20 protein-coding genes are annotated in these 25661 nt (G+C 71.7%); 11 read left to right on the plus strand and 9 right to left on the minus strand.

Going from position 1 to position 25661, the window contains the following annotated elements; genetic code table 11:
* Positions 1-567 precede the first annotated feature (567 nt).
* Together ABTY15_RS24345 and ABTY15_RS24350 are read left to right on the plus strand one after the other, a co-directional pair.
* Entirely contained in the window at positions 568-2133 is a 1566-nt protein-coding gene (locus ABTY15_RS24345; RefSeq protein WP_350598841.1) for an alpha-L-arabinofuranosidase B, read from the plus strand.
* A 92-nt stretch (positions 2134-2225) separates the two neighbouring features.
* Entirely contained in the window at positions 2226-3779 is a 1554-nt protein-coding gene (locus ABTY15_RS24350) for an alpha-L-arabinofuranosidase B (protein WP_350598847.1), read from the plus strand.
* Between the two features lie 225 nt (positions 3780-4004).
* Here the strand turns inward: ABTY15_RS24350 and ABTY15_RS24355 are convergent, their stop codons facing one another.
* Positions 4005-4175: a hypothetical protein gene (locus tag ABTY15_RS24355; RefSeq protein WP_350598853.1), complete on the minus strand. Its 171-nt coding sequence runs from the start codon at positions 4173-4175 to the stop codon at positions 4005-4007.
* 80 nt (positions 4176-4255) lie between these two features.
* Positions 4256-5137 (minus strand): SDR family oxidoreductase, encoded by an 882-nt coding sequence (locus ABTY15_RS24360; protein WP_350598856.1) that lies wholly within the window; start codon positions 5135-5137, stop codon positions 4256-4258.
* 85 nt (positions 5138-5222) lie between these two features.
* On the opposite strand from ABTY15_RS24360, the gene ABTY15_RS24365 reads away from it, so the two are divergent.
* A complete protein-coding gene (locus ABTY15_RS24365; protein ID WP_350598862.1) occupies positions 5223-5801 on the plus strand; it encodes a TetR/AcrR family transcriptional regulator in 579 nt (192 codons plus the stop codon).
* Between the two features lie 117 nt (positions 5802-5918).
* Here the strand turns inward: ABTY15_RS24365 and ABTY15_RS24370 are convergent, their stop codons facing one another.
* Positions 5919-6908: an alpha/beta fold hydrolase gene (locus ABTY15_RS24370; protein ID WP_350598866.1), complete on the minus strand. Its 990-nt coding sequence runs from the start codon at positions 6906-6908 to the stop codon at positions 5919-5921.
* 179 nt (positions 6909-7087) lie between these two features.
* Here ABTY15_RS24370 and ABTY15_RS24375 point away from each other — a divergent pair, with 179 nt between their 5' ends.
* The 3 genes from ABTY15_RS24375 to ABTY15_RS24385 all read left to right on the plus strand — a co-directional run bounded on the left by ABTY15_RS24375 (position 7088) and on the right by ABTY15_RS24385 (position 10703).
* Positions 7088-7666: a helix-turn-helix domain-containing protein gene (locus ABTY15_RS24375; protein WP_350599173.1), complete on the plus strand. Its 579-nt coding sequence runs from the start codon at positions 7088-7090 to the stop codon at positions 7664-7666.
* 354 nt (positions 7667-8020) lie between these two features.
* Positions 8021-10273, plus strand: coding sequence for a SpoIIE family protein phosphatase (locus ABTY15_RS24380; RefSeq protein WP_350599179.1), 2253 nt, complete (start codon positions 8021-8023; stop codon positions 10271-10273).
* Between the two features lie 127 nt (positions 10274-10400).
* Positions 10401-10703, plus strand: a complete 303-nt coding sequence (locus ABTY15_RS24385) for a hypothetical protein (RefSeq protein ID WP_350598869.1) — start codon at positions 10401-10403, stop codon at positions 10701-10703.
* Between the two features lie 87 nt (positions 10704-10790).
* On the opposite strand, the gene ABTY15_RS24390 is transcribed toward ABTY15_RS24385, so the two are convergent.
* Both ABTY15_RS24390 and ABTY15_RS24395 read right to left on the minus strand, forming a co-directional pair.
* The gene (locus tag ABTY15_RS24390) at positions 10791-13145 is read right to left on the minus strand and encodes an ABC transporter permease (protein ID WP_350598877.1); all 2355 of its coding nucleotides are present in this window, start codon (positions 13143-13145) and stop codon (positions 10791-10793) included.
* Between the two features lie 145 nt (positions 13146-13290).
* Positions 13291-14037, minus strand: a complete 747-nt coding sequence (locus tag ABTY15_RS24395; RefSeq protein WP_350598881.1) for an ABC transporter ATP-binding protein — start codon at positions 14035-14037, stop codon at positions 13291-13293.
* Between ABTY15_RS24395 and ABTY15_RS24400 the strand changes: the two genes are divergently transcribed.
* The gene (locus ABTY15_RS24400) at positions 14036-15376 is read left to right on the plus strand and encodes a sensor histidine kinase (RefSeq protein WP_350598887.1); all 1341 of its coding nucleotides are present in this window, start codon (positions 14036-14038) and stop codon (positions 15374-15376) included. The two genes, ABTY15_RS24395 and ABTY15_RS24400, sit on opposite strands and share 2 nt — an antisense overlap.
* Complete coding sequence (locus ABTY15_RS24405) at positions 15373-16056, plus strand: response regulator (protein ID WP_350598892.1); 684 nt, start codon at positions 15373-15375, stop codon at positions 16054-16056. Before ABTY15_RS24400 ends, ABTY15_RS24405 begins: the two co-directional genes overlap by 4 nt.
* A gap of 129 nt (positions 16057-16185) precedes the next feature.
* Here ABTY15_RS24405 and ABTY15_RS24410 read toward each other — a convergent pair whose 3' ends face one another.
* A complete protein-coding gene (locus tag ABTY15_RS24410) occupies positions 16186-17922 on the minus strand; it encodes an amidase (RefSeq protein ID WP_350598899.1) in 1737 nt (578 codons plus the stop codon).
* 102 nt (positions 17923-18024) lie between these two features.
* Positions 18025-19533 carry an APC family permease gene (locus ABTY15_RS24415; protein WP_350598903.1) on the minus strand — a complete coding sequence of 503 codons (1509 nt, stop codon included), beginning with the start codon at positions 19531-19533 and terminating at the stop codon, positions 18025-18027.
* Between the two features lie 97 nt (positions 19534-19630).
* Between ABTY15_RS24415 and ABTY15_RS24420 the strand changes: the two genes are divergently transcribed.
* Complete coding sequence (locus tag ABTY15_RS24420) at positions 19631-20260, plus strand: TetR/AcrR family transcriptional regulator (RefSeq protein WP_350598906.1); 630 nt, start codon at positions 19631-19633, stop codon at positions 20258-20260.
* Positions 20261-20405: 145 nt separating this feature from the next.
* Here the strand turns inward: ABTY15_RS24420 and ABTY15_RS24425 are convergent, their stop codons facing one another.
* Complete coding sequence (locus ABTY15_RS24425; RefSeq protein WP_350598913.1) at positions 20406-21236, minus strand: S1 family peptidase; 831 nt, start codon at positions 21234-21236, stop codon at positions 20406-20408.
* A 444-nt stretch (positions 21237-21680) separates the two neighbouring features.
* Between ABTY15_RS24425 and ABTY15_RS24430 the strand changes: the two genes are divergently transcribed.
* Positions 21681-23084, plus strand: a complete 1404-nt coding sequence (locus ABTY15_RS24430) for a purine-cytosine permease family protein (protein ID WP_350599185.1) — start codon at positions 21681-21683, stop codon at positions 23082-23084.
* 46 nt (positions 23085-23130) lie between these two features.
* The gene (locus ABTY15_RS24435; RefSeq protein ID WP_350598918.1) at positions 23131-24300 is read left to right on the plus strand and encodes an agmatine deiminase family protein; all 1170 of its coding nucleotides are present in this window, start codon (positions 23131-23133) and stop codon (positions 24298-24300) included.
* Between the two features lie 62 nt (positions 24301-24362).
* Here the strand turns inward: ABTY15_RS24435 and ABTY15_RS24440 are convergent, their stop codons facing one another.
* On the minus strand, positions 24363-25634 hold the full coding sequence (locus ABTY15_RS24440) for an NAD(P)/FAD-dependent oxidoreductase (RefSeq protein WP_350598925.1): 1272 nt from the start codon (positions 25632-25634) through the stop codon (positions 24363-24365).
* Positions 25635-25661: the final 27 nt, after the last annotated feature.

Genomic DNA, 25661 nt, shown 5'->3' on the forward strand with positions numbered 1-25661 from the left:
CACCACCGTGCTGTGCGTGCCACTGATCGCCGCAGTGCTGGTCGCCGGCTGGTACGCGATCCGCGGCCGCCTCGCGCGCGCCGCCGCCGGAACCGCGAGCGACGAGCGAGTCTGATCCATCCTCAGGAACCGTGCCGGTCATCGGACTCAGCGGAGCCACCGGTGCACCTCGGGACGTGACGGGCCCCGGCTGCCGGGTGGCAGCCGGGGCGGGGTGGGACGGGGTCAGGAGGCGGTGCCCGAGCGGGTCCGCCGGGAACTCTGGATCAGGGCCTTCATCTCGGGGACCTGCCACCGCATGGTGGAGCGGGACGACCCGGCCGCCACCACCCTCGACCGGCATGACCTCGACGCTGCCGGCCAACGCGAAGCACCAGCCATGAGTTGAGGCCGGACCGTCCGTCAATGCGCGATGTCTTGACGGTGTCCTGGCGACTGGCCATAGTGATGCCCGTTGCGGCACGGGAGGTGTCCGTGCCGTCCTCGCGCGCGCCCTTCCTGGCTGGAATTGTTAGCGCTAACAGAAATCAGGCGCCTTCCTTCCTCCACCCACGAAGGAGTTCGTCCATGACCACACGATCGTGGCTGCGCCGCGCCCGGCGGGCGCTGCTGGCAGCGGGAGCGACCACGCTGCTTGTCGCCGGCCTGCTCACCGGTGCGGCCACCGCCTCCCAGGCCACCGCCTCCGTGGCCGCCGCCCAGGGCCCGTGCGACGTCTATGCCGCGGGCGGAACGCCGTGCGTCGCGGCGCACAGCACCACCCGCGCCCTGTTCGGCTCCTACAACGGCCCGCTGTACCAGGTGCAGCGGGCTTCGGACGGTACGTTGCTGGACGTCGGCGTGCTGTCCGCCGGAGGCATTGCCGACGCCGCGGCGCAGGACTCCTTCTGCGCGGGTACCACCTGCACCATCACGCGCGTCCACGACCAGACCGGTGGCGGCAACACCCTGGTCTACCAGGGGACCGGCGGGACCGGCGGCGCCGACACGGCGGCCACCGCGAACACCGAAGCGCTGAGCCTCGGGGGCCGGAAGGCGTACGCGCTCCACATCAACCCCGGCAACAGCTATTTCGCCTACAACTCCACGGGGGGCGTGCCGACCGGCAGTTCACCCGAGGGCGAGTACATGGTCACCAGCGGCACCCACGTCAACAACGGCTGCTGCTTCGACTACGGAAACACGGAGATCGACCACAAGGCCGACGGCAACGGCGCCATGGACGCGATCAACTTCGGCACGGAGTGCTGGTTCGGCGGCTGCACCGGAACCGGACCGTGGGTGCAGGCGGACCTGGAGAACGGCCTGTTCCCCGGCGGCAGCAAGACGTGGAACCCCGACCAGGTCTCGCAGACCAGCCGCTTCGTCACCGCGATGCTCAAGAACGACGGCACCACCCGGATGGCACTCAAGGGCGCCAACTCCCAGTCCGGGGGCCTGACCCAGCTCTACAGCGGCTCACTGCCCAGTGGATGGAGCCCGATGCACAAGCAGGGCGCCGTCATCCTCGGCAGCGGCGGCGACTGCTGCCAGACCAACCGCAACGCGAGCGCGGGCACCTTCTACGAGGGCGCCGTGGTCAAGGGCTACCCGTCCGACGCCACCGACGCCGCGGTCCAGGCCAACATCGCCGCGGCCGGCTACACCACCACCACCCCCTTCACCCCCGGCGCGAAGGTGTCGCTGCGGGCCACCACCTCCTGCTGCACCGGCGACTACCTGCGGCACGACACGAGCGACGACAGGGTGGTGATCGCGCCGGTGACCTCCGGCAGTTCCGCCACCGACAAGGGCAACGCGACCTGGATCGTCCGGGCCGGCCTGGCGAACAGCGGCTGCGTCTCCTTCGAGTCCGCCGACACACCCGGTAGCTACCTCAGGCACTACGCGTTCCAGCTCCACCTCCAGCCCGATGCCGGCACCAGCCAGTTCGCCGCCGACGCCACCTTCTGCGCCCAGCCCGGAAACGGCGGCACGGGCTACTCGCTCCAGTCCTTCAACTACCCGGCCAAGTACGTCCGCCATTACCGCCTCGCCGGCTACCTCGCGAGCGACGGCGGTGCCAACGCCTGGGACAACCCGACGTCATGGGCCCAGGACACCAGCTGGCTCGCGGCCGCTCCCTGGAGCTGACGAGCGGCAGCCCGAGCCGGGTCCGGCGGCGACGACGGACGGAGCCGAACCGGACCGCTCACTCCACACCCCACCCCGTGAAGGAGTTCTTCATGATCAAACCGTCTCTCCGCAGGGCCGGGCGGGCCCTCCTCGCGGTCGGTGCGACCGCCGCGCTCGCCGCCGGCCTGCTCACCGCCGCGGCCGGCACCTCGCAGGCGGCCACCCAGGGGCCGTGCGACGTCTACCTCGCCGGTGGCACGCCGTGCGTGGCGGCGCACAGCACCACCCGGGCCCTGTACGGGGCGTACAACGGCCCGCTGTACCAGGTCAGGCGCGCGGTCGACAACGCGACCAGGGACATCGGCCTGCTGAGCGCCGGCGGCTACGCCGACGCCGCCGCGCAGGACTCCTTCTGCGCCGGCACCAGCTGCGTCATCACCGTCCTCTACGACCAGTCCGGCAAGGGCAACCACCTCACCCAGGCGCCCGCCGGCGGGGCGGCCGGCGGGCCGGACAACCTCGCCAACGCCTTCGAGGCGCCGGTCACCGTCGGCGGGCACAAGGCGTACGGCGTCTACGTCGCCCCCGGGACCGGCTACCGCAACAACAACACCAACGGCATCGCCACCGGCGATCAGCCCGAGGGCATGTACGCCATCTTCGACGGCACGCACTTCAACGGCGGCTGCTGCTTCGACTACGGCAACGCCGAGACCAACAACCTGGACACCGGCAACGGCCACATGGAGGCCCTCTACTTCGGCAACAACAACAGCTGGGGCTCGGGCAGCGGCAACGGGCCGTGGGTCATGGCCGACCTGGAGAACGGCCTGTTCTCCGGGGTCAATCGCGGATTCAACGCCAATGACCCCAGCGTGAACAACCGGTTCCTGACCGCCATGCTCAAGGGCGGCCCGAACCAGTGGGCCCTCCGCGGTGGCGACGCCCAGTCGGGCGGCCTGTCCACCTTCTACAACGGCGCACGCCCCAACGCCACCGGCTACAACCCGATGCACAAGGAAGGCGCGATCATCCTCGGCATCGGCGGTGACAACAGCAAGTGGGCCCAAGGCACCTTCTACGAAGGGGTCATGACCCAGGGCTACCCGTCGGACGCCACCGAGAACGCGGTCCAGGCCAACATCACCGCCGCCGGCTACCACAGCGGCTCGACGGCCACCGGCACGCTGGCTCCCGGCTCCCGGATCTCCCTGCGGGCCACCACCGCGCCCTGCTGCACCTCGCACTACCTTCGCCACGACGACGCCGACAACAAGGTCGTCATCTCCAGCACCGACTCCTCCAGCTCGGCCACCGACAAGGCCGACGCCACCTGGATCGTCCGTGCCGGCCTGGCCAGCAGCTCCTGCCTTTCCTTCGAGTCCGCCAACCACCCCGGGCAGTTCCTGCACCACTACAACTACGAGCTCTACCTGGACGTCGACAACGGCGCCGGACCCTTCGCCCAGGACGCCACCTTCTGCCCCACTACGGGCAACAGCGGGGTCGGCACCTCCTTCCAGTCCGTCAACTTCCCGACGAAGTACCTCCGGCACTACAACTACACGGCCTACATAGCGAGCAACGGCGGCTCCAACAGCTGGGACAGCGCCACCAGCTGGGCCGCCGACACCAGCTGGCTGGTCGCCCAGCCCTGGGGCTGAGCCACCGGGGCAGCACCACCGCGCACCGGCCCGCCACCGCTTCGCCGGCGGTGGCGGGCCGGCTCGCGCGACGGAGGAGCCGGAATCGACAGTGACACGACCCGACCGTGGCCGCCGCGCACCACGAGGTGGAGCGCGGCGGCCAGGCGGACGGAGCTGAGGGGCAGACTTGTTGACGGCCTTGCACGGTTCGGGCCGCGCGTCGTGAACCGCCCGGTCGGCGGCCTATTGCGCGAGGAAGGACCACTGCAGGTTGGCATTGCCGTTCCAGCCCGCGCCCTCGTCGGACCACTGCACGGCGGCCCGCTGCCAGGACGCGTGGACGGGCGGGTGGGGCTGCTGGAACGGCAGCACCACGGCGCCCGGCACGTACGTGACCTGGCGGCGGGACGCCAAGGCGGCCCGGGAGACGTTCGGTCGCGAGCGACGGAGGTGAGGACGCCGGCAGTTGGCCCGCCCCGGTCGTCGGTCGCCGATCAGGGCTGGATGTTCTCCAGATCCGCCAGGAGGCTGGGGTGCTTCGGCTCCCAGCCGAGCGCCTGCCGGGTGCGGGTGCTGGACGAGGGCTGGTCGGCCTTGAAGATGGGGCCGAGCGGGCCGTAGGTCTCCTCCGGCACCGACTCGACCGGCAGGCCCAGCCGTCGGCCGATGACGGCCGCGATGTCCCGTACCGCGTCCCCCTCGTCGGCCACGGCGTGCCACGCGGTACCGGCCTCCGCCTGCTCCAGGGCGAGCCGGAAGAGAACGGCCGCGTCGAGCGCGTGGACGGCGGGCCAGCGCTGTGTGCCGTCGCCGGGGTAGCCGGAGATCCTGCTCCGGCGTGCGATGTCGGTCAGCAGGCCGGCGAACCCGCCCGTGCCCTGGTGGTGGACCGTGCGCGGCAGGCGTACGGCCGTGCTCCGGACCCCGCGCGAGGCCAGGCCCAGGATCGCCGTGACCGTGCGACCGCGGCCGCCGACCGGCCCGTCGGTCGGCACCGGGTCGGCCTCGGTGGAGGCGCGGCCCGGCACCCAGGGGGTACCCGAGACGGTGACCAAGGGGCGGTCGCTGCCGACGAGTTCCTCGCCGAGGGTGGTGAGGGCGGCGGTCTCCTCGGCGACGTTCCGGGCGAGGGCCTCGGGGCTGCTGAAGTCGTTGCCGAAGGCCAGGTGGATCACCCCGTCGGCCCGGGCGGCGCCGGAGCGCAGGACGTCCAGATCGGCGAGGCCTCCCCGCAGCGGCTCGGCGCCGGCTGCCTCGGCGGCCTGTGCGGAGGCGTGGGAGCGGGCGAGCGCGAGGACGGTGTGGCCTTTGCCGAGGAGTTCGGCGACGACCGCGGAACCGATCAGACCGGTGCCGCCGGTGACGAAGACGCGCATGGAAACCTCCCAGAAGTGATGGGACTCTTGTCCCATCACCCTAGCAGAGTGATGGGACAAGAGTCCCGTCACATATACTGAGCTCATGGGTCGATGGGAACCAGGTGCGCGTGAACGCCTCGTCGTGGCTGCGGTCGACCTGTTCACGGAGCAGGGGTATGACGCCACGACGGTCGCGCAGATCGCCGAGCGTGCCGGAGTCACCAAGAGCACCTTCTTCCGGCACTTCCCCGACAAGCGCGAGCTGCTGGTCGCCGGGCAGGAGACGCTGAGCCGGCTGCTGGCCGAGGGGATCGCCGATGCGCCCGGTGACGCCAGCCCGCTCGAGGCGGTCGCCGTCGGTCTCGAGCGCGCCTCGGCCGCGATGGGCCCCGGGAGTCGCGAGCTCGCCCCCCGGCTGAAGGCGGCCGTCGCCGCCAGCGCCGAGCTCCAAGAGCGTGACACCCTCAAGACCGTCAGTCTCGCGGCCGCGATGACAACCGCTCTGGTCGCCCGCGGCGTACCCGATCCGACTGCGGCTCTCGCGGGCGAGCTGGGCGTCCTCGCGTTCAAGCGGGGGTACGCCGCATGGGCCGAGGACGATCGTGGCGCCGAGGACGGGCTCGCCGGGTACGCCCTGGCGGCCCTGGACGAACTGCGTGCGGCGAGCGCATCGCTGGGCTGACCGGACGGGGCACCGTCCGGCGCTGCGGCACTGAGCGGGCGTGGGGTTCGGGCGCTGCCCTCGGGTGTGCCGACCGGGGTTCTCCAGCGACGGAGGCCGGCCGGCACACCCGCCGGTTCAGCCCCGGAGGGAGTCGAGCCAGGCGGTCAGCAGGCGGTTGACCTCCTCGGGGCGCTCCTGCTGGATCCAGTGCCCGCAGCCGTCCAGGATGTGGGTGGAGGCCAGGGCGGGGAGGGTGGCCGGGTAGGCGTCGATCGCGTCGGCCATCCAGGTCGTGGAAGCGTCCAGCGCGCCGCCGATGAACAGGGACGGCTGCTCGATCGGGGCTCCGCGGTACCGGGCGAGGTCCTCCCAGTCGCGGTCCATGTTGCGGTAGCGGTTGAGGGCCCCGGTCATGCCGGTGCGCTCGAACTCCCCGGCGTACACGTCGAGGTCGTCCTCGGTCAGCCAGACGGGCAGCTTGCCGCGGGGGAAGCGGTCGCGCAGCCGGCCGCCGGTGCGGGCCACGAAGTGCGGGTCGGGCTCGCCCTGGGCGGGCATGGTGTCGGCGGACATGGCCGCGTAGAAGCCCGCGAGCCAGCCCCGGAGGTCGGGCTCCATCTCCGCTTCGGCCCGGCCGGGCTCCTGGAAGTACGAGACGTAGAACTCCTGGTCGCCGCCCATCTGCGCGAAGACGTCGGTGGGGCGGGGGCCGCCGGGCGGCGCGTAGGGGACGCTCAGCAGTCCGACGGCGCGGAAGACCTCGGGGTGGAGCAGGGCGGAGGCCGCCGCGATGCTGGAGCCCCAGTCGTGTCCGACGACCACCGCCCTCTTCTCGCCCAGGGCGCGCACCAGGGCGACGTTGTCCTCCACCAGATCGAGCATCCGGTAGGCGTCCGTCGCGGCCGGCTTGGAGGAGCGGCCGTAGCCGCGCACATCGAGCGCCACGGCCCGGTACCCCGCCGCCGCGAGGGCCGGGAGTTGGCGGCGCCAGGAGTACCAGGACTCGGGGAAGCCGTGGACGAGCAGGACCAGCGGCCCGGTGCCCTGCTCGACCAGGTGCAGGCGCCCAGCGGGTGCCTCGACGGTGCGGTGGCGCAGGTCGGCGGACGGCGCGGGCTGGTGCATCGCTTCTCCTCGGTTCACGGTCGGCTGCGGTTACCCACCGATCATGCGGCGCGGCGGCCGCGCGACGCGAACACTCTTGTCATCCTGGCAAACTGGCAGGACAGCGCGGTGAATGCGGCACGGCCGGAGGGAGCGGGGCGACGGTGACGGACGACGGCACAGCCGACACGCTGGCGGCCATGGGCCCTCGGCTGCGGAGCGCGCGCGAGCGGCACGGCGCCACACTCACCGGCGTCAGCCGCGCGACCGGCATCTCGCTGAGCACGCTGTCGCGGATCGAGACCGGCCGGCGCAAGCCGACCCTGGAGGTGCTGCTGCAACTCGCGAAGGCGTACGACGTCTCCCTGGACGAGCTGGCCGGCACCGCACCCGCCGCGGCGGCCGGACGGCGCACCTCGGTGTCGCAGCGTTCCGGCAACGACAAGGCGGTGCTACCGCTGACCCGGTACGTCGGGGGCCTGCACGCCCACAAGCACGTCCTGCCCGCCATCGACGGGCCGCCGGCGCGGCCGCGGCAGGTCTCCCACGACGGGTACGAATGGCTGTGCGTCCTGTACGGGCGGCTGTGGCTGGCGCTCGGCGAGCAGGACCTCGTGCTGAGCGCCGGGGACGTGGCCGAGTTCGACACCCGCACCGCCCACGGAGTCGCGAACGCCGGATCCGGTGGACCGGTCGAATACCTGATCATGTTCGGGCCGCAGGGGGAACGCCTGCGATCGCGCACCCCAGCCTCGACCGCTGCTCCCGGAGCACCATAAACGCCGCGGCCGCAGCCGGCCCCACCCGTTCGAGGGAATCACCCCCGGCGAGACCGCCGGAACAGTCGGGACTACCTAGCCTGTGGTCCGATGGCTTCGTGATGGACATGTCCGTCGTGGAGTCCTGAAGCCGCCCTGTCGCGGGGGAGTGGGCCCAAGCCCACGGTATATGGTCATTTTTGATCTTCTTTTGGGACTATCCAACCGTCAACGGCCAGTTGCGGACATATATAGGCGCCCGGAGTCCTGATGCGCTGGGGTGGAGCAGCACCACCGGTACAGCAAGGCAAGGGAGCGGGCGTGGGCGACGTGGTGGGCCGGAGACCGGGCGAGGACACGGCTGCCGGCCAGGGGATGGGCTGCCGGGGTGTCACGGTGGGGGTGGGGGCGGTGGAGGAACGCTTCCGGGCGCTGTTGGAGGCGGCGCCGGACGCGATGGTGATCGTGGACGATGCGGGGGTCATCACGCTGGTCAATGCGCAGACGGAGGCGTTGTTCGGTTATCCGCGGGAGGAACTGCTGGGGCGCTCGGTGGAGTTGCTGGTGCCGGCGCGGTTCCGGGGTCAGCATCATCGGCATCGCGACGAGTACGCGGCGAACCGTCAGGTGCGTCCGATGGGGGCGGGGCTGGAGCTGTACGGGTTGCGCAAGGACGGTACGGAGTTCCCGGTCGAGATCAGTCTCAGCCCGTTGGAGACCGCGGACGGTCTGCTCTTCTCGGCCGCCGTGCGCGACGTCAGCGACCGCAAGGCCGCCGAAGCCCGCTTCCGGGCGCTGTTGGAGGCGGCGCCGGACGCGATGGTGATCGTGGACGATGCGGGGGTCATCACGCTGGTCAACGCGCAGACGGAGGCGTTGTTCGGTTATCCGCGGGAGGAACTGCTGGGGCGCTCGGTGGAGTTGCTGGTGCCGGCGCGGTTCCGGGGTCAGCATCATCGGCATCGCGACGAGTACGCGGCGAACCGTCAGGTGCGTCCGATGGGGGCGGGGCTGGAGCTGTACGGGTTGCGCAAGGACGGCACGGAGTTCCCGGTCGAGATCAGTCTCAGCCCGCTGGAGACCGCGGACGGTCTGCTCTTCTCCGCCGCCGTGCGCGACGTCAGCGACCGCAAGGCCGCCGAAGCCCGCATCAACGAGCTCGCCGCGCTGGTCGAGTCCTCCCAGGACGCCATCCTCGCCAAGACCCTCGACGGCCGCATCACCTACTGGAACGCCGCCGCGCACTCGCTGTACGGCTACACCGCCGGCGAGGCGCTCGGCCGCCATGTGGCCATGCTGGCCCTGCCCGAGTACCGGGAGGAAATCACCACGCTGCTGAAGCGACTGGGAGACGGCGAGAAGGTCGAGCACTTCGAGACGCTGCGGGTCACGCGTACCGGCCAGCTGATCGACGTGGACGTGACCTTGTGGCCCACCCGGACGTCCGACGGTACGGTGACCGGCGCCTGCGCCATCGTCCGCGACATCAGCGACCGGAAACGAGCGGAGGCGGAGCTCACCGCCCTGTACGAACAGCAACGGCACATCGCCCTCACCCTGCAGCGCAGTCTGATGGGCACCCCACCCGCCATCCCGGGCCTGGCCACCGCCAGCCGCTACCTGCCCGCCACCCAGGGCGCCGGGGTCGGCGGCGACTGGTTCGACCTCATCCCCCTGGGCGCCGGCCGCGTCGGCGTCCTGATCGGCGACGTCATGGGCCGCGGACTGGAGGCGGCCGCCGTCATGGGGCAGCTGCGTTCCGCCGCCCACGCGCTGGCCAAGACCGGCATGGAACCCCGCCAGCTGATGCAGGCCCTGGACGCGGCCGTCACCGACCTGGAGCTGCCCGACCAGCTGGTCACCTGCTGCTACCTCGTCATCGCCCCGGACACCGGCGAGGTCACGATCTGCTCGGCCGGGCACCTGCCCGTCCTCCTGGCCGCCCCCGGCGAGAACGTCCGGGCGCTGCCGGCCCCGGTGAGTGCCCCGCTGGGCGTGGGAGGCATCCCCCACCAGCAGGCCTGTCTGGCCGTACCGCCCGGCGCCACCCTGCTGCTCTACACCGACGGCCTGGTCGAGATCCCCGGCGGCGACATCGAGGCCCAGATCACCGAGCTGGTCGCGACCGTCGGCCGCGCCTTCACCGGCGACGGCGGACTGGAAGCCGTCGCCGACCACGTCCTCTCCGCCGTGCTGCCCGGAACCGACGGCCACAACGACGACGTCACCCTCCTCCTGCTCCAGCTTCCCGCCGCCCCGCTGGCCACCGCCACCACCGACCTGCCCACCGTTCCCTCCTCCGTCGGCGAGGCCCGCGCCTTCCTCACCAAGACGCTCACCGCTTGGGGCTGCGCCGAACGAACCGACGACGCCTGCCTGTTGCTGTCCGAGATCCTCACCAACTCCGTCCAGCACGGCCAGGGGCCGATCGAACTTCAGCTGCGCCGCACCAGCACCGAACTCACCGTCGAGATCGGCGACCGCAGCTCCCAGCTGCCCCACCCCCGCCTTGCCACCAGCGAGGAGGAGTCCGGCCGGGGGCTCATCATCGTCGACGCCCTGGCCGACGGCTGGGGGGTCCGCCCCAGCGGCAGCGGCAAGACCACCTGGTTCACCGTCCGGCTCTGAAGGGCAGGCCGGATTCGGATACCCGGGGCCCGGGGCGGCTCACCCCGCGCTCACCGACAGTGACGTAGCGCGACCCGTCCACTGCGAGGATGCTGGTGAGAAGGGGGAAACCGAGGAGGTGGTTCGGATGGCCAGGGTGACCCGCGAGGTCCCGCAGGCGTCGGTGCAGGAGGTGGAGGTCTTCGACCTCGCCCTGACCCAGGAGGAGAAGTCGGCCTTCCGCGCGGACCCCGAGAAGTTCGCCAGAACACTCCTCGAAGCCGAGGGCCACACGGTGAACCGGATCGTCATCGACAGCAGCCTGCGACGCACCGATGAGGACGACCCCGGCGACGACGACTTCCCCTGCCCGGGCCCGCTCAAGCTGGTCCACGCCACGGTCGGGCACCTGCGCTCCACCTGGGTCTGGATCTGCCCGAACCCGATCTAGGGATCACGGTGGCGTGGTCCCGTCCGTCCTCCAGCCGGACGACGAGCCCCATTGCTTTGCCGCAGCGACCAGCGGCTCTGCTCGGTCCTACTCGGTCCGCAGCGCGGTGGCGGTCCGCGACCGGGCCGCCCAGCCGGCCGGCAGCAGTGCCCCGAGCAGGGCGATCACGATCCCGCCGGCCAGCAGGGGGATGAGCAGCCCGGCGGTGTAGACGTGGGACACGCTCGGCGGCAGGTGCCGGCCGATCGCGTTCCCCATCGGGGTCAGCGTCGCCTTCTCCACCGCGACCCCGAGCGGGACCCCGATCAGCCCGGCGATCAGGCCGGTGAGTGTCACCGAGGTCAGGACCATCGCGACGGTCTGTTTGGGCGTCATCCCGAGGGCCTTGAGGATCCCCAGGTCACGGACCCGTTCCCGGGTGTCCTGCACCACCATGCTCAGCACCCCGAGCGCGGCGACCGCCGTCATCATCAGCGTGAGCGTGGCCACCAGGGCGCCCATGGTGATCACCACGATGGTCTTGCCCCCGCCCGAGTTCGACTGGATCGAGGCGTTCAGCGGGGTCAGCGCGGCGGCGGCCGAGGCGGACCAGTCCGGTCCGCTGACGTTCGAGGCCAGCTCGACGTTGAACTGGTCGATGTGCGGGGTCAGACCGGCGGCGGTGAAGGTGGCCGCATCCGTCATGACCGTGTAGTCGCCCTGGCTGATGTCGAAGTTGATGCCGACGACCTTCAGCGACAGTTCCTTGTTCTGCTGCACCACGGTGACGTCGTCACCGATGTGGATCCCCACCGCTGTGGCCAGCTTGTCGCCGACCACGGCCTCGCCGGGCGCCGAGTACCAGCGGCCGGACAGCAGCTCCATGTGCGTCCAGGAGAGGTCGCCGGTGACCGTGAACACCCTGGTCGGTTCGCCGCCGGGCGGGCCGCCGACCATGGTCGCACCGCTCTCGCCCCAGCCGAACGCGGCCTTCGTGCCCGGGGTCTCGGCGAGCGCGGCAGCCACCTTGGCGGCATCCAGGTGCGGGTTGCGCGGGTCGTTGGGGCCGTAGAGACCCCAGGGCACGCCCACGTCGGCTGTGGGTATCACGATCTTCGACGCGACGCTGAAGCCTGAGGTGCTGACGTCCAGGTACTTGTTGAACCCGGTCTCCAGCCCCACCGCGAACGTGGCACTCACCACGCCGAACAGCACCGCCGCACCGACCAGTACGGCCCGGGCCGGCCGGGCGAACGGCTGGGCCAGCCCCAACGACATGGCCCGGGGCAGCGGCAGCCGCGAGGCCAGACGCTGCGCCGCCTGACCGCCCCCGGCTTTGGGGGCGCGGCCGACCACCAGGGCCCGCACCGTCGGCATCCGGCCGGCCCGCAGTGCCGGGATCAGAGCCGTGACGCCGACGATCAGCAGGGTGCCCAGCGGCACCACGGCGCTGACCCACAACGGGATCGTGGCACCGGCCGCACTGGCCGCGCCGAGCTGCTGGGTGGCCTCGCCCAGGATCGGCACGGCCAGGAGGTTGCCGAAAACCGTGCCGAGCACCACGCCGAGTGTCGCCGGGATCATGGCCTGCGCGGTGTAGCCGCGGGCCACCTGCGAAGGGGTGAAGCCCAACGACTTCAGAATCCCGATGCGCCGGATTCCCGAGGCCACGGCCCCGCTGACCACGATCGAGATGATCAGCACCGACATGAACAACCCGAGGATCCCGAAGGCGATCAGGAACGGCACGTAGGCCTTGGCGTTGCCGGTCGCCTGCTGCTCCGCGGTCAGGTACGACTGTCCGGCCTCGACCGAGCCGGCCGGCGCGGCGGCGGCCACCGCCTGCTTGTCGGTGGCGATGTCGGCGGCGGTCCCGGCCATGGTGAACCGGTAGAGCATCTGGACGTCGGACTTGGCACCGGCGGCGGTGAGCCGCGCGAAACCGTCGGCGGTGGCGAAGGCGGTCGCGCTGTTGGTCACCGAGTTGGCGAAGCCGACGACCTTGAACGACGGCTTGCCCGGCAGGGAGGAGAACACCACCGAATCGCCGAAGCAGTCGGTGGCATAGTGCTGCCACGGCAGGGCGATCTCGCCCGGGCTCGTCGGCCAGCGCCCCTGGGTCAGCGCCAGCTGGTCCATCCCGGAGATGCTGCCCAGGTCGGGCCTGGTGGTGACGGTGATCGGACCGTTGTCGTGACCGGCCCAATCCTCCTTGGAGCAGTCCGTGCCGATCGTCGTGTCCAGGGCGGCTGCGACCGGGTACGGCCCGGCCGCCTCGGTGACGCCGGCGGCGTGCGCGGTGGCGGCGGCCTGCGCGGCCGTGACCTTCGAACCATCGAACTGGACCGCCAGGTGCGCCCCGTGCCGAGTACTGAAAGCGTGCTCGAACGGGGCCTGCACGACAGTCAGCAGACCGAGGGAGAGCACCGAGGACGTCACCGCGGCGAACGTGGTCAGGGCCATGACGAGGGACTGGATCCGACGGCGGCCCACGCCGGAACGTACGACCTTGCCCAGGGCGCTCACCGGCTCACCGCCGGCAGCAGGCGGGCCACGGCCCGGAAGGAGACCTCGAACAGGCGCTGGGGCACGGGTGGCTGGCGCAGTGTCATCGGGCTCCTCCCGCCGGACGGGTCAGCGGCGTGCGGGCGGCCAGGCCGGCACCGCTGCCGTCGTTGACGACGTCCCGCTCGACCGCGCCGTCCACCAACTCGATCGTGCGGCGCGCGGTGCTCGCGGCCAGCTGTACGTCGTGGGTGACCAGCAGGATGGTCTGGCCCTCGCTGTTCAGGTCCAGCAGCAGCTCGCGCACGTCCTCGGCCGAGCCCGAGTCCAGCGCGCCGGTCGGCTCGTCGGCCAGCAGCAGCGCCGGCTTGTTCATCAGGGCCCTGGCCACCGCCACCCGCTGCCGTTCCCCGCCGGACAGCCGCTGCGGATAGGCCTTGGCGTGCCGGTCGACGCCCAGCGAGTCGAGCAGCTCGACGGCCCGCCGCTGCGCTTCGCCCTTGCCCATCCCGGCCAGTTGCGCCGGAACCATGACGTTGTCCAACACCGTCAGGTCGTCCAGCAGGTTGAAGAACTGGAAGATCATGCCGATGGAGGCCCGGCGGTACTTCGCCGAACCGGCCTCGCCGAGCTGGTCGACGCGGGTGCCGTCGACGGTCACGGTGCCGCTGGAAGGCTTGTCCAGACCCGCGATCAGGTTCAGCAGCGTGGACTTGCCACTGCCGGAATGGCCGAGGATCGCCACGCACTCACCAGCCGCCACGGACAAGGTGACGCCGGCCAGTGCGGGCGGGCCGTCGTCGTACTTCTTTGTCGTGTCGCGAAGATCGATCATCGGTGCATTCGTCATGATCAGGAACCTAGGAACGGACCACGATCCATCGCGTCGGCCGGCGGATGTCACCTCTGCCCAGGCCATCGGCCCGCGGGCGTATCCGGCGTACATCCCCGGGGCGACGCGCAGAGCCGACGCCACTGAATACGATCTTCATATGGAACAGCTTCTCCAGCGTCTCTCGACATCGAAGCGTGTGACCGGGCTGACGTCACAGGCCGTGGTACTGGCCACCGCCTGCTCGTACGCGCTGATGCTCCCCTTGACGATGCCGACGCCTGAGTACGGCCTGTTCCGGTTCCCCGACCTCGAGCCCGCCCAGATGATCGGTCTGTACATCCTGCTCGCCCTGCCGGTTCTGTTGGTGCGCCGTCTGCCGGCGGGGGTCTTCGCGGCGGTCCTGGGCGAAGCAGTCCTCGGCGAGGCCTTCGGCGCGCGGCCCTCGATCGTGTTCGTCCTGCTCGTCGGCTTGGTCGGGTACCTCGCCGTCCGGCGGCCGAAGGCTGCCGCCGTCGGCTCCGTCGCGGGCGTCGCGGCCGCGCTCGTCAACGACATCCACACCCGCGAGCAGTCCGTCAGCGACGCGGTCCAGTGGGCCGGGGGGTTCGCGTTGTGGTTCGCGGTCGCGTGGGTCTTCGGGGGGGTGTATCGCAAACGCCGTGAATACCTCGAAGCCCTCCAGGAGCAGACCGCGGCCCGCGTCGTCATGGCCGAGCGGCTGCGGATCGCCCGCGAGCTGCACGACAGCGTCGCGCACAGCATCGGGATCATCACGGTGCTGTCGGGAGCGGCGGCGCGGGTCGTGGAGACCAAGCCCGAGCAGACGCGGCAGGCGCTGACCGGCATCGAGACCACCAGCCGGGAGACGCTGCTGGAGCTACAGCGCATGCTCGGGGCGCTCCGCCGCGCCGAGCCCGACGACGCCATGCCGCAGGCCGCTCCGCTGGCGCCGGCCGGCAGCCTGGCCGACGTCCCGCAGCTCGCCGAACGCACGGCCGGCGCCGGGGTGCGGGTTCAGGTGACCTGGCGGGGCGAGCGGCGTCCACTGCCGCCGGAGATCGAACTGTCGGCGTTCCGGATCATCCAGGAGTCGGTGACGAACGTGGTGCGGCATTCCAGGGCGCGGACGTGCCGGGTCGCGGTCGGTTACGAGCCGGAAGGGGTGACGATCGAGGTGGTGGACGACGGGGACGACGGTCTCGGCGGGCCGGGCCGTCCGAGGCTCTCCGCGGCGGGCGGGAGCGGCTTCGGCCTGCTCGGCATGCGCGAGCGGGTGACGTTGCTGTCCGGCCAGTTCAGCGCCGGCCGGCGTCCCGAGGGCGGATTCCGGGTGACGGCGAGGCTCCCGGCATGAGCGTGCGGGTACTGCTGGTCGACGACCAGCCGCTGATGCTGGTCGGGCTCGGGATCCTGATCGGCGACACCGACGACCTGGAGGTGGTCGGCGAGGCCGGCGACGGCCGCGAGGCGGTGCGCCTGGTGCGTGAACTGCGGCCGGACGTCGTGGTGATGGACATCCGGATGCCGGGCATGGACGGGATCGAGGCGACCCGGCAGGCGACCGCCGAGCCGGACCCGCCCAAGGTCCTGGTGCTGACGACCTTCGACGACGACGAGTACGTCTACGGCGCGCTGCGCGCCGGGGCCAGCGGATTCCTGCTCAAGAGCATGGCCCTGGACGCGATCCTGGAAGCGATCCGCGTGGTGGCCGCGGGCGACGCGCTGATCGCGCCGAGCGTGACCCGACGGCTGATCGCGGACTTCGCCCGAACGTCCGGCTCCGCGGCCCCCGGACCGGACGCCGGGCCCGCCGCGGACCCGAGTCCCATCGCGGGGATCACCGACCGGGAGCGTGAGGTGCTGGCACTGGTCGGACAGGGACTGTCGAACACCGAGATAGCCGAGCGGTTGGTGATCAGCGCGGCGACGGCGAAGACGCATGTCGCGCGTCTGTTCGCCAAGCTCAAGGCTCGGGACCGCGTCCACCTGGCGATCGTCGCCTTCGAAACCGGACTCGTGCCGCGTAGACGGTAGGGGCAGGATCAGAAGAACGATCGCGACCACGAGTCCGCCGCGTTCCAGATGCGCCGGCACACCCCCGGTCGCAACAGGATTGGGCTTCCCTGTGGCCCCGTCCGGCGCCGGGGCCCGCTCGGCGGTGCCTCAGGAGGCCGGGAGCCGGGGGGTGCGCGGTGGTTCGGTGCGGCGGTGGCCGGTCGCCTCGAAGGCGGCGGCGAGCCGGAGCAGCGTGGTGTCGTGGTAGGAGCGGCCGGCGAAGGTCAGGCCCACCGGCATACCGGTGTCGGTCATGGTGCCCATCGGTACGGTCACGGTCGGTATGCCGAGGTGGCGCGGGACGAGGTTGCCGTTCGCGACCCACACGCCGTTGCGCCAGCCGAGGTCGGCGGAGGCCTCGTTCACGTCCATGTCGGCCGGGGCGACGTCGGCGGCCGTGGGGAAGACCACGGCGTCCAGGCCGAGTTCGTCCATCCAGTTCTCCAGGTCGACCCGGCGGGTCTCCTCGAGGCCGCGCAGCCCCTGTTCGAGGTGCGGGATCTCGGTGACGGACGCGTACGGGCGTTCGCGCACCAGCCGGGGGTAGTCGGCGATCACGTCGTCGAATCCGGCGTAGCGGTCGGGCAGTTCGCCGGGGTGCTTGGGCCAGATGCGCGTACCGTCGACGTCGGCGAGGGTCGGGAGTGCGGGGTCGCCGTTGGCGCGCAGGAAGTCGTCCCAGGCCCAGGCGGACAGGTCGAGGATCTCGCAGGTGAGGAAGTCGGGGCCGACCAGGCCCCGGGTGTGGAGGGACGGCGCTCCGGGCCGGTCGGACTCGTAGTTGGTCACCACGGGGAAGTCGACCTCGACGACCTCGGCGCCGGCGGTCTCCAGGTCGCGGCGGGCGGCCTGCCACAGGGCGATGACCGAGGCGCGGGTGTCGATCCGCCGCCCGGTGCTGCCGCCGATGCCGCCGTCGGGGTTGGTCCCGGCGTCGGGGTCGGCGTTGATGTACATCCTGGGCACGCCGACCCGCCGGCCGGCGAGTGTTGCGCGCGCCGCCGCCGGGTCCGCGGGGGCCAGCGCCGGGTAGGAGGCCGGGCGGACCCGGGAGGGGGCGGGCAGCGGCACCCAGGGCTGGGACCGCCACAGGTCGCCGCGGGTGTCCGGGTCGTCGGCGACGACGACGTCGAGCAGTTCGAGGAGGTCGGCCATGGTGCGGGTGTGCGGGACCACGACGTCCATGGTCGGTACGAGCGGCCAGTTGCCGCGCACCGAGATCACGCCGCGGCTGGGGGTGTAGGCGCACAGGGCGTTGTTCGAGGCGGGCGCCCGGCCGGAGGACCAGGTCTCCTCGCCGAGGCCGAACGCGCCGAACGAGGCCGCCGTGGCGGTGCCCGAGCCGTTCGAGGAGCCGGAGCCGTACGCGCTGGTCAGCCAGTCGGCGCGGTAGGGGCTTTCGGCGCGGCCGTAGACGCCGCGCTGCATGCCGCCGTTGGCCATCGGCGGCATGTTGGTCAGGCCGATGAGCACGGCGCCGGCGGCGCGCAGCCGCTCGATGGCGAAGGCGTCGCGCTGGGCGACGAGGTGTTCGAAGGCCGGCGAACCGGCGGCGGCGGTCAGGCCCTTGGCGAGGTAGCTGTCCTTGGCGGTGTAGGGGATGCCGTCGAGGGGGCCGAGGGTCCGGCCGCGGGCGCGGCGGGCGTCGGCGGCCTCGGCGTCGGCGCGGGCGTCCGGGTTCATCACGACGAGCGAGTTGAGCGCCGTGGCGGTGCCGGGCCGGTCGTAGGCCTCGATCCGGGCGAGGTAGGCGTCGAGCAGGGCGACCGCGGTGGTCTCGCCCTTCTCCAGTGCCGCGCGCAGCTCGGCGATACCGGTCTCGACGACGTCGAACGTGTGGGTCATGCGGGGTGTCTCCAGGGTGGTTCGGTCGAACGGTCCGAGGCGTGCGGCCTCGGGGGTGCGGCGCCGCGGTACGTGGTGCCGGCCGGGCCGGGCCGGTGCCGACTACAGGACGGCGGGGGCGAGTTCGTCGGGGCGCGGGCCGTCCTGGCCGGGGTCGGGCATGCGGCGGTCGGGGCGGCGCGTGAGCAGGTAGGCCAGGCCGGCGAGGGTGACGGTGCCGACGCCGAGCGGTGCCGCCCAGATCTGGTACCAGGGCGCTCCGGCCGGGGCGAGGATGGCGCGCGGCCAGCAGATGTTGACCAGTTCGAAGCCGGTCCACAGCACCGCGAGGAGGTTGAGCGGGGTGCCGAGGCGACCGTAGCCGACCGCGCCGGCGGGCTGCCAGGTGCGGCGCAGGCGGGCGGTCAGGGCGACCAGGGTGAGCAGGAAGAACGGCACGAAGGTGGCGGCGCTGCCGAAGGTGATCAGGCTGCCGATGGCCGAGGTGTTCAGGCCCAGCGGCAGTGCGGAGCAGCTGATCACCGTGGCGGCGACGAGGCCGCCGATCGGCGCCTTGTGCCGGTTGACCTTGCGGACGTGGCGGGAGAACGGGAAGACGTCGTCGCGGGCGAGCGAGTAGAGGCCGCGGGCGGCGCCGCCCTGGGAGGCCATCAGGCAGGCGGTGAAGCTGATCAGGACGACGAGGACGAAGGGCTTGTCGGCCCAGCCGCCGAACGCGTGGGTGACGGCGGTGGTGACCGGGTCGAGGTCCTGGACGGCGACGACCTCGGCGGGGTCGGGGTGGGCCAGCTCGACCGAGACCGCGTTGAGGATGACGACGAGCCCGACGCTGAGCAGCGACCACCACATGGCCCTGGGCACCTGCCGGGCGGCGTCCTTGGTCTCCTCGGCGGTCGACACGCAGGCGTCGAACCCGATGAACGCCCAGCCGGCGACGGCCACGGCGGCGAGCAGCGCGCCGGTGTCGCTGATGCCCAGCCCCTCCGGCGCGGCGAGGAAGTCGGTGAGCAGGGCGAAGCCGTGCTGCCGGAAGACCAGCAGCAGGGTGAAACCGACCAGGACGGAGGCGACGGCTTCGGCGGCGATGCCCAGGCTGACGAACCAGCGCAGGAGGTTGATGCCGTAGGCGTTGACCAGGGTGCAGAAGAGCATGAAGCCGACCGAGACGAGGACCTGCTCGGCGGGCGTGGGGACGGCGCCGAAGAGCGCGAAGAGCCAGGGCGAGGCGAGGTAGGCCACGGTGGTGTTGCCGAACATCACGGCGAACTGCCACATCCAGCCGCTCAGCCAGGCGACGGCCGGTCTCGCCAGGCGTCTGCTCCACTGGTACGCGCCGCCGGCCAGCGGCCACTGCGAGGCGAGCTCGGCGTAGACGGCCACGACGAGGCACTGCCCGAGCAGGCACAGCGGCAGCGCCCAGACCCAGGCCCCGCCCGCGACGCTCATGCCGACCTGCACGGCGGCGTAGAGCCCCACGACCGGGGAGACCACGGCGAAGCCCATGGAGATGTTGCCGAGCACGTTCAGGCTGCGCCTCAGCTCCTGCTGGTAGCCGAGTGCGGCGAGCCGGTCGGCATCGGTGGGGGTGTTCTCGGCGGTGTTGTCGGCCACGGGCGGCGCCCTCCTGATAAAACTAACTTTGTTAGCGACGGCTGTTGGTCTGGCACGATAGCCCCCGGACACGCAGAGCGGAAGAGGGGATTTTTCGGTGGGCCGACCGATCAGGGCATTGCTGACCCGCGAGCGGATCGCGATCGCCGCGCTCCAGGTGGTGGACGAGGAGGGCGCCGGCGGCCTGACCATGCGGGCACTGGCGGAGCGGCTCGGAGTCAAGGCGGCGTCGCTCTACAACCACGTACCGAGCAAGGATGCCCTGGTCGACGCGGTCTCCGGGCTGGTCAACGACGAGATCGACCACGCGCCGCTGGGTGATCCCGACTGGCGGGCCGGCCTCGCGGCGTACGCGCGCGGCTACCGCGCGGTCTTCCTGCGGCACCCGAACGCCGTCGCCCTGCTCGCCCGCCGCCGCGTCGAAGCGGACAGCGCACTGCGCGGCTACGACGCGCTGCTGGCCCTCCTCGGCAGGGCCGGCCTCGGCCCCGCGGACGCGGCGGAGGTCGCGGCGGCCCTGGACTACCTGGTGCTCGGCTCCGCGATGGAGACCTTCACCGCCGGCTTCACCCGCGAACCGGCCGAGTACCGGCCGCAGTACCCGGCGCTCGCGGACGCCCTGGACGGCTCCTTCGCCCGCGGCGGCGGCGCGACGGGCCTCGACGACCGCGGGTTCGAGTTCGGGCTCGGCCTGCTGCTCGACGGCGTCGAACGCCGGGCGCGGTAGGGCGGGGCGGGGCCGCCGTGTCCGTGCGCCGGCCCGGTCGTACAGCGGCCCTCCGTCCCCCGGGCGGGGGCGGAGGGCCGCAGGTCGAGGGCGCTCCGGCCCCCGGGGAAGGATCAGCTCGGTAGCAGGCCCAGCTCGGTAGGGATCAGCTCGCCATGGTGCTCCGGATGAAGTCCTTGAACGCGGTCACGTTGGTGTAGATCGAGGGGTCGACCGCGCAGTCGGAGGAGCTGCCGCCGGCGCGGCTGGTGGCGCCGAGCAGCCGCCACTCGCCGTTGATCCGCGCGATCGCCGGGCCGCCGGAATCGCCGTAGCAGGCACCCTGGTTGTTGCCGTCCGAACCCTGCGGGTTGTCGACGCAGAGCTCGGAGGAGGCGTCGAAGCCCTCGGCGCAGCCGCTCGCGCGCAGGCTGGTGTCGAGCTCCTTGAGCTGGTCCGGGCCGTTGTCGCCACCGCGCGGCGGCGTCTCCTGGCCCCAGCCGAGCAGCCGGGTGGCGGTGCCGGTCGGCGCGCTGTCGGCGATCGCGATCGGGGTGGCCTGGACGGGAGTTGCGAGCTGGATCAGGGCGATGTCGTTGTTGGTGCTGTAGTTCGGGTGCGGGACGATCCGGGCGAGCGGGGCCACCTCGCCGCCCGAGGTCCGGTCGCTGGAGCCGACCCGGACGGTGAACTGGTCGGCCGAGCCGCCGGCCACGCAGTGCGCCGCGGTGACCGCCCAGGTGGGCGAGATCAGCGAGGCGCCGCAGATGTGCTGGCCGTCCTGTTGCAGCGACACCATGAAGGAGTAGGTCTGCGAGGCGCTGCCGCCGCCGATGATGGGCCGGCTCGGCGTGCTCACGGCCGAGGCGCCGCTCACGGCCGAGGCGCCGCTCGCCGATGCGCCGCTCGCCGGCGCGGCGAGCGCGAGCGCGGTGGCCGCGACGGCGGTGGCCGCGACGGCGGTGGCGAGGATCCTGGGCAGGGGGAAGCTCTTCATGACTGTCCTTGTCCGGCGGTATGGGGCCGCCTGGTGGGGGTGACATGAACTGACGTGAACCTGTCGAACTGCCCGCAAGGCTGGTCCCTGACGGTTCCTCGGGGGAATCCGCCGGTCGACGGGGAGGAGGCCGCCGATCGGCGGGTTCCCGGGCGCGCAACCCGGCGCCGCGTACGCGCAGAACTGAAAATCTCGTCAAAGTCGAGCCCTGGGCGGCATGTTCCCATGCTGCTCAGGGCGTTTGTCAAAACTATTGACTGAGTTTTAAGTCAGTCCCTAGGGTGGCGCCGCCCCGTGATCGCGGAATGCCGGGGCAGTCGACGTGGGCCGCAGTTGCCCCCGCACACCGAAGGCCACCACATGAGGAAACCCGCCTCGATCGCCGAGGACCACGCAGGTCCCGAAGGTCCCGCAGATCCCGGACGTCCCACGCGCCCCACGGGCATCGAACAGCACTCGATCGACTGGGTGCCCCTCGACGAACGGCACGGCAAACCATCGAGCATGGGCGCCATCTGGTTCGTCGGCAGTCTCAACCTCACCGGCCTGGCGACCGGCGTCGTGACGCTCTCGATGGGGGCCTCGCTCGTGTGGACGGTGGTCGCCACCGTGCTGGGATCGCTCTTCGGCACGTTCTTCATGGCGTTCCACGCGGCCCAGGGGCCTCAGCTGGGACTGCCCCAACTGGTCCAGTCACGGCCGCAGTTCGGGTACCTTGGGGCCGCGCTCACGGTGTGGGTGTTCGCCCTGGTCAACTACGTGGCCTTCAACACCTCGGACGCCCTGCTGTCCGGTCAGGCCATGAACACGCTCTCCGGGATCCCCAACGGGGCCGGCTACCTGATCGCCGCCGTGGTGGCGGCCGTGATCGCCCTGTTCGGCTACGACTGGATCCACTGGTTGAACAGATGGCTCACCTGGCCGTTCGTCGTGATCACCGCGGCGGTCACCGCGGCGGCGCTGTTCGGCGGCGGTCTGCCGGCCGGCGTCTGGCAGGCCGGCCCGTTCCAACTCGCCCCGTTCATGCTGGTGTTCGTCTTCGTCGCGGGGTTCCAGCTGGGCTGGGCGCCGTACGTCTCGGACTACTCGCGCTACCTCCGGCCCGACGTGTCCGTCCGCAGCACCTTCTGGTGGACCTACCTGCCCAGCGCGGTCTCCGGGCTGTGGGTGTTCATCCTCGGCGCCGTGGTCTCGGCCGGCGCCCCCGCGGGCACCGACCCGGTGACCGCGCTGAAGCTCGCCGCCGACCGGCTGTTCAGCGGATTCGGCACGATCGCGGTCGTGGTGCTGCTGGTCGGGCTGCTCTCGATCATGGCGATCAACCAGTACGGCGGCAGCCTCACCATGATCTCCATCATCGACTCGTTCCACCCGGTCAAGCCGACCCGGACCATCCGGGTGGCGACGATCGGGATCATGCTGGTGGCCGTCGGGGTGATCTCCACCCTCGTCGGGATCGACCGCTTCAACTGGTTCTTCGCCAACGTCGTGGTCGTGCTGACGTACCTGTTCATCCCCTGGACGGCCATCAACCTGGTCGACTTCTTCTTCGTCCGGCGCGGCCAGTACGTCGTGCGGGAGATCTTCAACCCGCAGGGCATCTACGGCCGGTGGGGCTGGCGCGGGAACCTCGCCTACCTGATCGGCCTGGCCTGCATGGCCCCGTTCATGGTGATCACCGGTCTCTACGTCGGGCCCGCCGCGGACGTCCTCGACGGCGTCGACTACTCGGTCTTCGTCGGCCTGCCGGTGGCCGGCGCCCTCTACTGGGCCTTCGCGCGGAGCCTCGACCTGGACGCCGAGCGCCGGATGGTCCGGGAGGAGGGGCTGCTGGCGGAACTCCACTGAGTCGATCCCCCTGCACGTACCGAACGTTCGCGAAAAGGAGCACGACGTGAAGACCTCGCACGACGACGACAAGCCGGGCATCAGCCGCAGGACCCTGCTGACCCGAACCGGGGCGGCCGCAGCCGCGCTGCTGGTGGGCCCGGTCCTCGGCGGCATCCGGCCGGCCCAGGCCGCCTCCTGGCGGGTGCCCGGGGAGGACGAGACGCACAACCGGACCTGGATGGCCTGGCCGTCCAGCTCCGTGATCTGGGGCAGCCTGCTCTCCAAGATCCAGAGCGACATCGCCAGACTCGCCGTGGAGATCGCCAAGTACGAGCCGGTCATCATGTGCGCGGACGGCGCGTCGGCCGCGTCGCGGGCCAGGAGCCTGTGCGGGTCCACCGTCACGGTGATCAGCTCGATCCCGGTCGCGGACTGCTGGATGCGGGACACCGGCCCGCTGTTCCGGGTCGACGGGGCCGGCGGCCTGGACGCCTTCGGTCTGAACTTCAACGCCTGGGGCGAGAACGCCACCAGCTTCTACGGCCTCCCCGCCTCCGCCTACGACAAGGACCGCACGGTCGCGCAGAACGTCGCCGGCTACCTGGGCGTCCCGTTCGCGAAGGCGTCGGTGGTCGGCGAGGGCGGCGGGGTGGAGTGCGACGGCGACGGCACGCTGATGGCGACCGAGAGCTGCTGGGTGAACGCCAACCGCAATCCCGGCATGACGCGGGACCAGATCGAGGCGGAGCTGCTCTCCCGCTTCGGCGCCTCGAAGATGATCTGGCTGCCCGGCGTCACCGGGAAGGACGTCACCGACGGCCACATCGACGGCACCGCCCGGTTCGTCCGACCCGGCGTGGTGATGGTGCAGCTGGCCGGCGCCGTCCGGCCAGACGTCTGGACCGCCAACGCCCAGGCCATCCACGACGTGCTGGTGAACTCCACCGACGCCAGGGGCCGCGCGTTGCAGGTCATCGCCATCGAGGGGCCGGACACCCTGCCCCGGATCCCGCAGGGCAGGCAGCAGCAGTTCCTCAGCTCGTACATGAACTGGGCCGTGACCAACCGTGCGGTGATCACGACCCAGTTCGGTGACACCGCCAAGGACGCGGCCGCCAAGGCGGCCATCGAGTCCGCCTTCGGCAGGCCCGTCGTCCAGCTCAACCTCGACAACCTCTACGGCAACGGCGGCGGTGGCGCCCACTGCGTCACGATGCAGGAGCCCAGCCGCTGAGTCGAGTGGGCCGTACCCGCCGAGGAGCGGCGGGTACGGCCCGTTCCCGCGAGGGGACGGCGCTACAGGTCGCCGAGCGGGACGGCCGGGTCGGCGAGGGCCTTCGGGTCCACCGTCCGGCCGGAGCGGACCAGTTCGCGGACCGGGTCGACGACGTCCCAGATGTTGACGTTCATGCCGGCCAGGACGCGGCCGGCGGAGAGCCAGAAGGCGATGAACTCGCGGGTGGCCGGGTCACCGCGGAAGACCACCTGGTCGTAGCCGTCCGGTTCGACGTAGCCGACGTACTCCATGCCGAGGTCGTACTGGTCGGTGAAGAAGTACGGCACCCGGTCGTACACCGCGTCGGGCTGCCCGAGCATCGCGCGGGCCGCGGTCTGCGGCTGGTTGACGGCGTTGGCCCAGTGCTCGACCCGGATGTGCCGGTCGAACAGCGGGTGGTAGGCGTTGGCGACGTCCCCGGCCGCGTAGACGTCCGGGTCGGAGGTGCGCAGGTGCTGGTCGGTCTTGATGCCGTTGTCGATTTCCAGCCCGGCCTCCTCGGCGAGCCGGCTGGCCGGGCTGATGCCGATGCCGACGACCACCGCGTCGGCCGGCACCGTGCTGCCGTCGCCGAGCCGGACGCCGTCCACCGTGCCGCCGCTGCCGGTGAGTTCCTCGACCTGGGCGCCGAACCGCAGGTCGACGCCGTGGTCGCGGTGCAGGTCCGCGAAGACCTGGGCGACCTCCCGGCCCAGCACCCGCAGCAGCGGCAGCTCGGCCGCCTCCAGCACGGTGACCTCGGCGCCCGCGGCCCGGGCCGCGGCCGCCGTCTCCAGGCCGATCCAGCCCGCGCCGATCACCACGATCCGGGCGCCCGGGCGCAGCGCCGCCTTGATCCGGTCGCTGTCGTCGACCCGGCGCAGGTAGAGCACGCCCGCCTGGTCGGCGCCGGGCACGGGCAGCCGGCGCGGCACCGAGCCGGTGGTGAGCAGCAGCTTGGCGTACGGGATGCGGCCGTCGTCGGTGAGCGTGACGGTGTGCGCGGCCGGGTCGACGGAGGCCACCGCGGTGCCCAGGCGCAGGGTGATGTCGTGCTCGGCGTACCACTGCGGGGGGTGGACGTAGATCTTGTCCCGGGCGGTCTTGCCGAGCAGGTAGCCCTTGGACAACGGGGGCCGCTCGTACGGGCGCTCGTGCTCCTCGCCGATCAGGACGATGCCGCCGCCGTACCCGGCCTCGCGCAGTGCCTGCGCGGCCTTCGCGCCGCCGAGGGAGGCGCCGACGATCACGATCGGGTGCTGATCGCGCCCGCTGCCCGCCGTCCCGGTGGTGCCCGCCGTGCCCGTGCCCATGCTGAACTCCTCGCTCTCCGGCCGGAA

Source organism: Kitasatospora sp. NPDC097643 (genome assembly GCF_040302625.1).
GTDB lineage: Bacteria > Actinomycetota > Actinomycetes > Streptomycetales > Streptomycetaceae > Kitasatospora.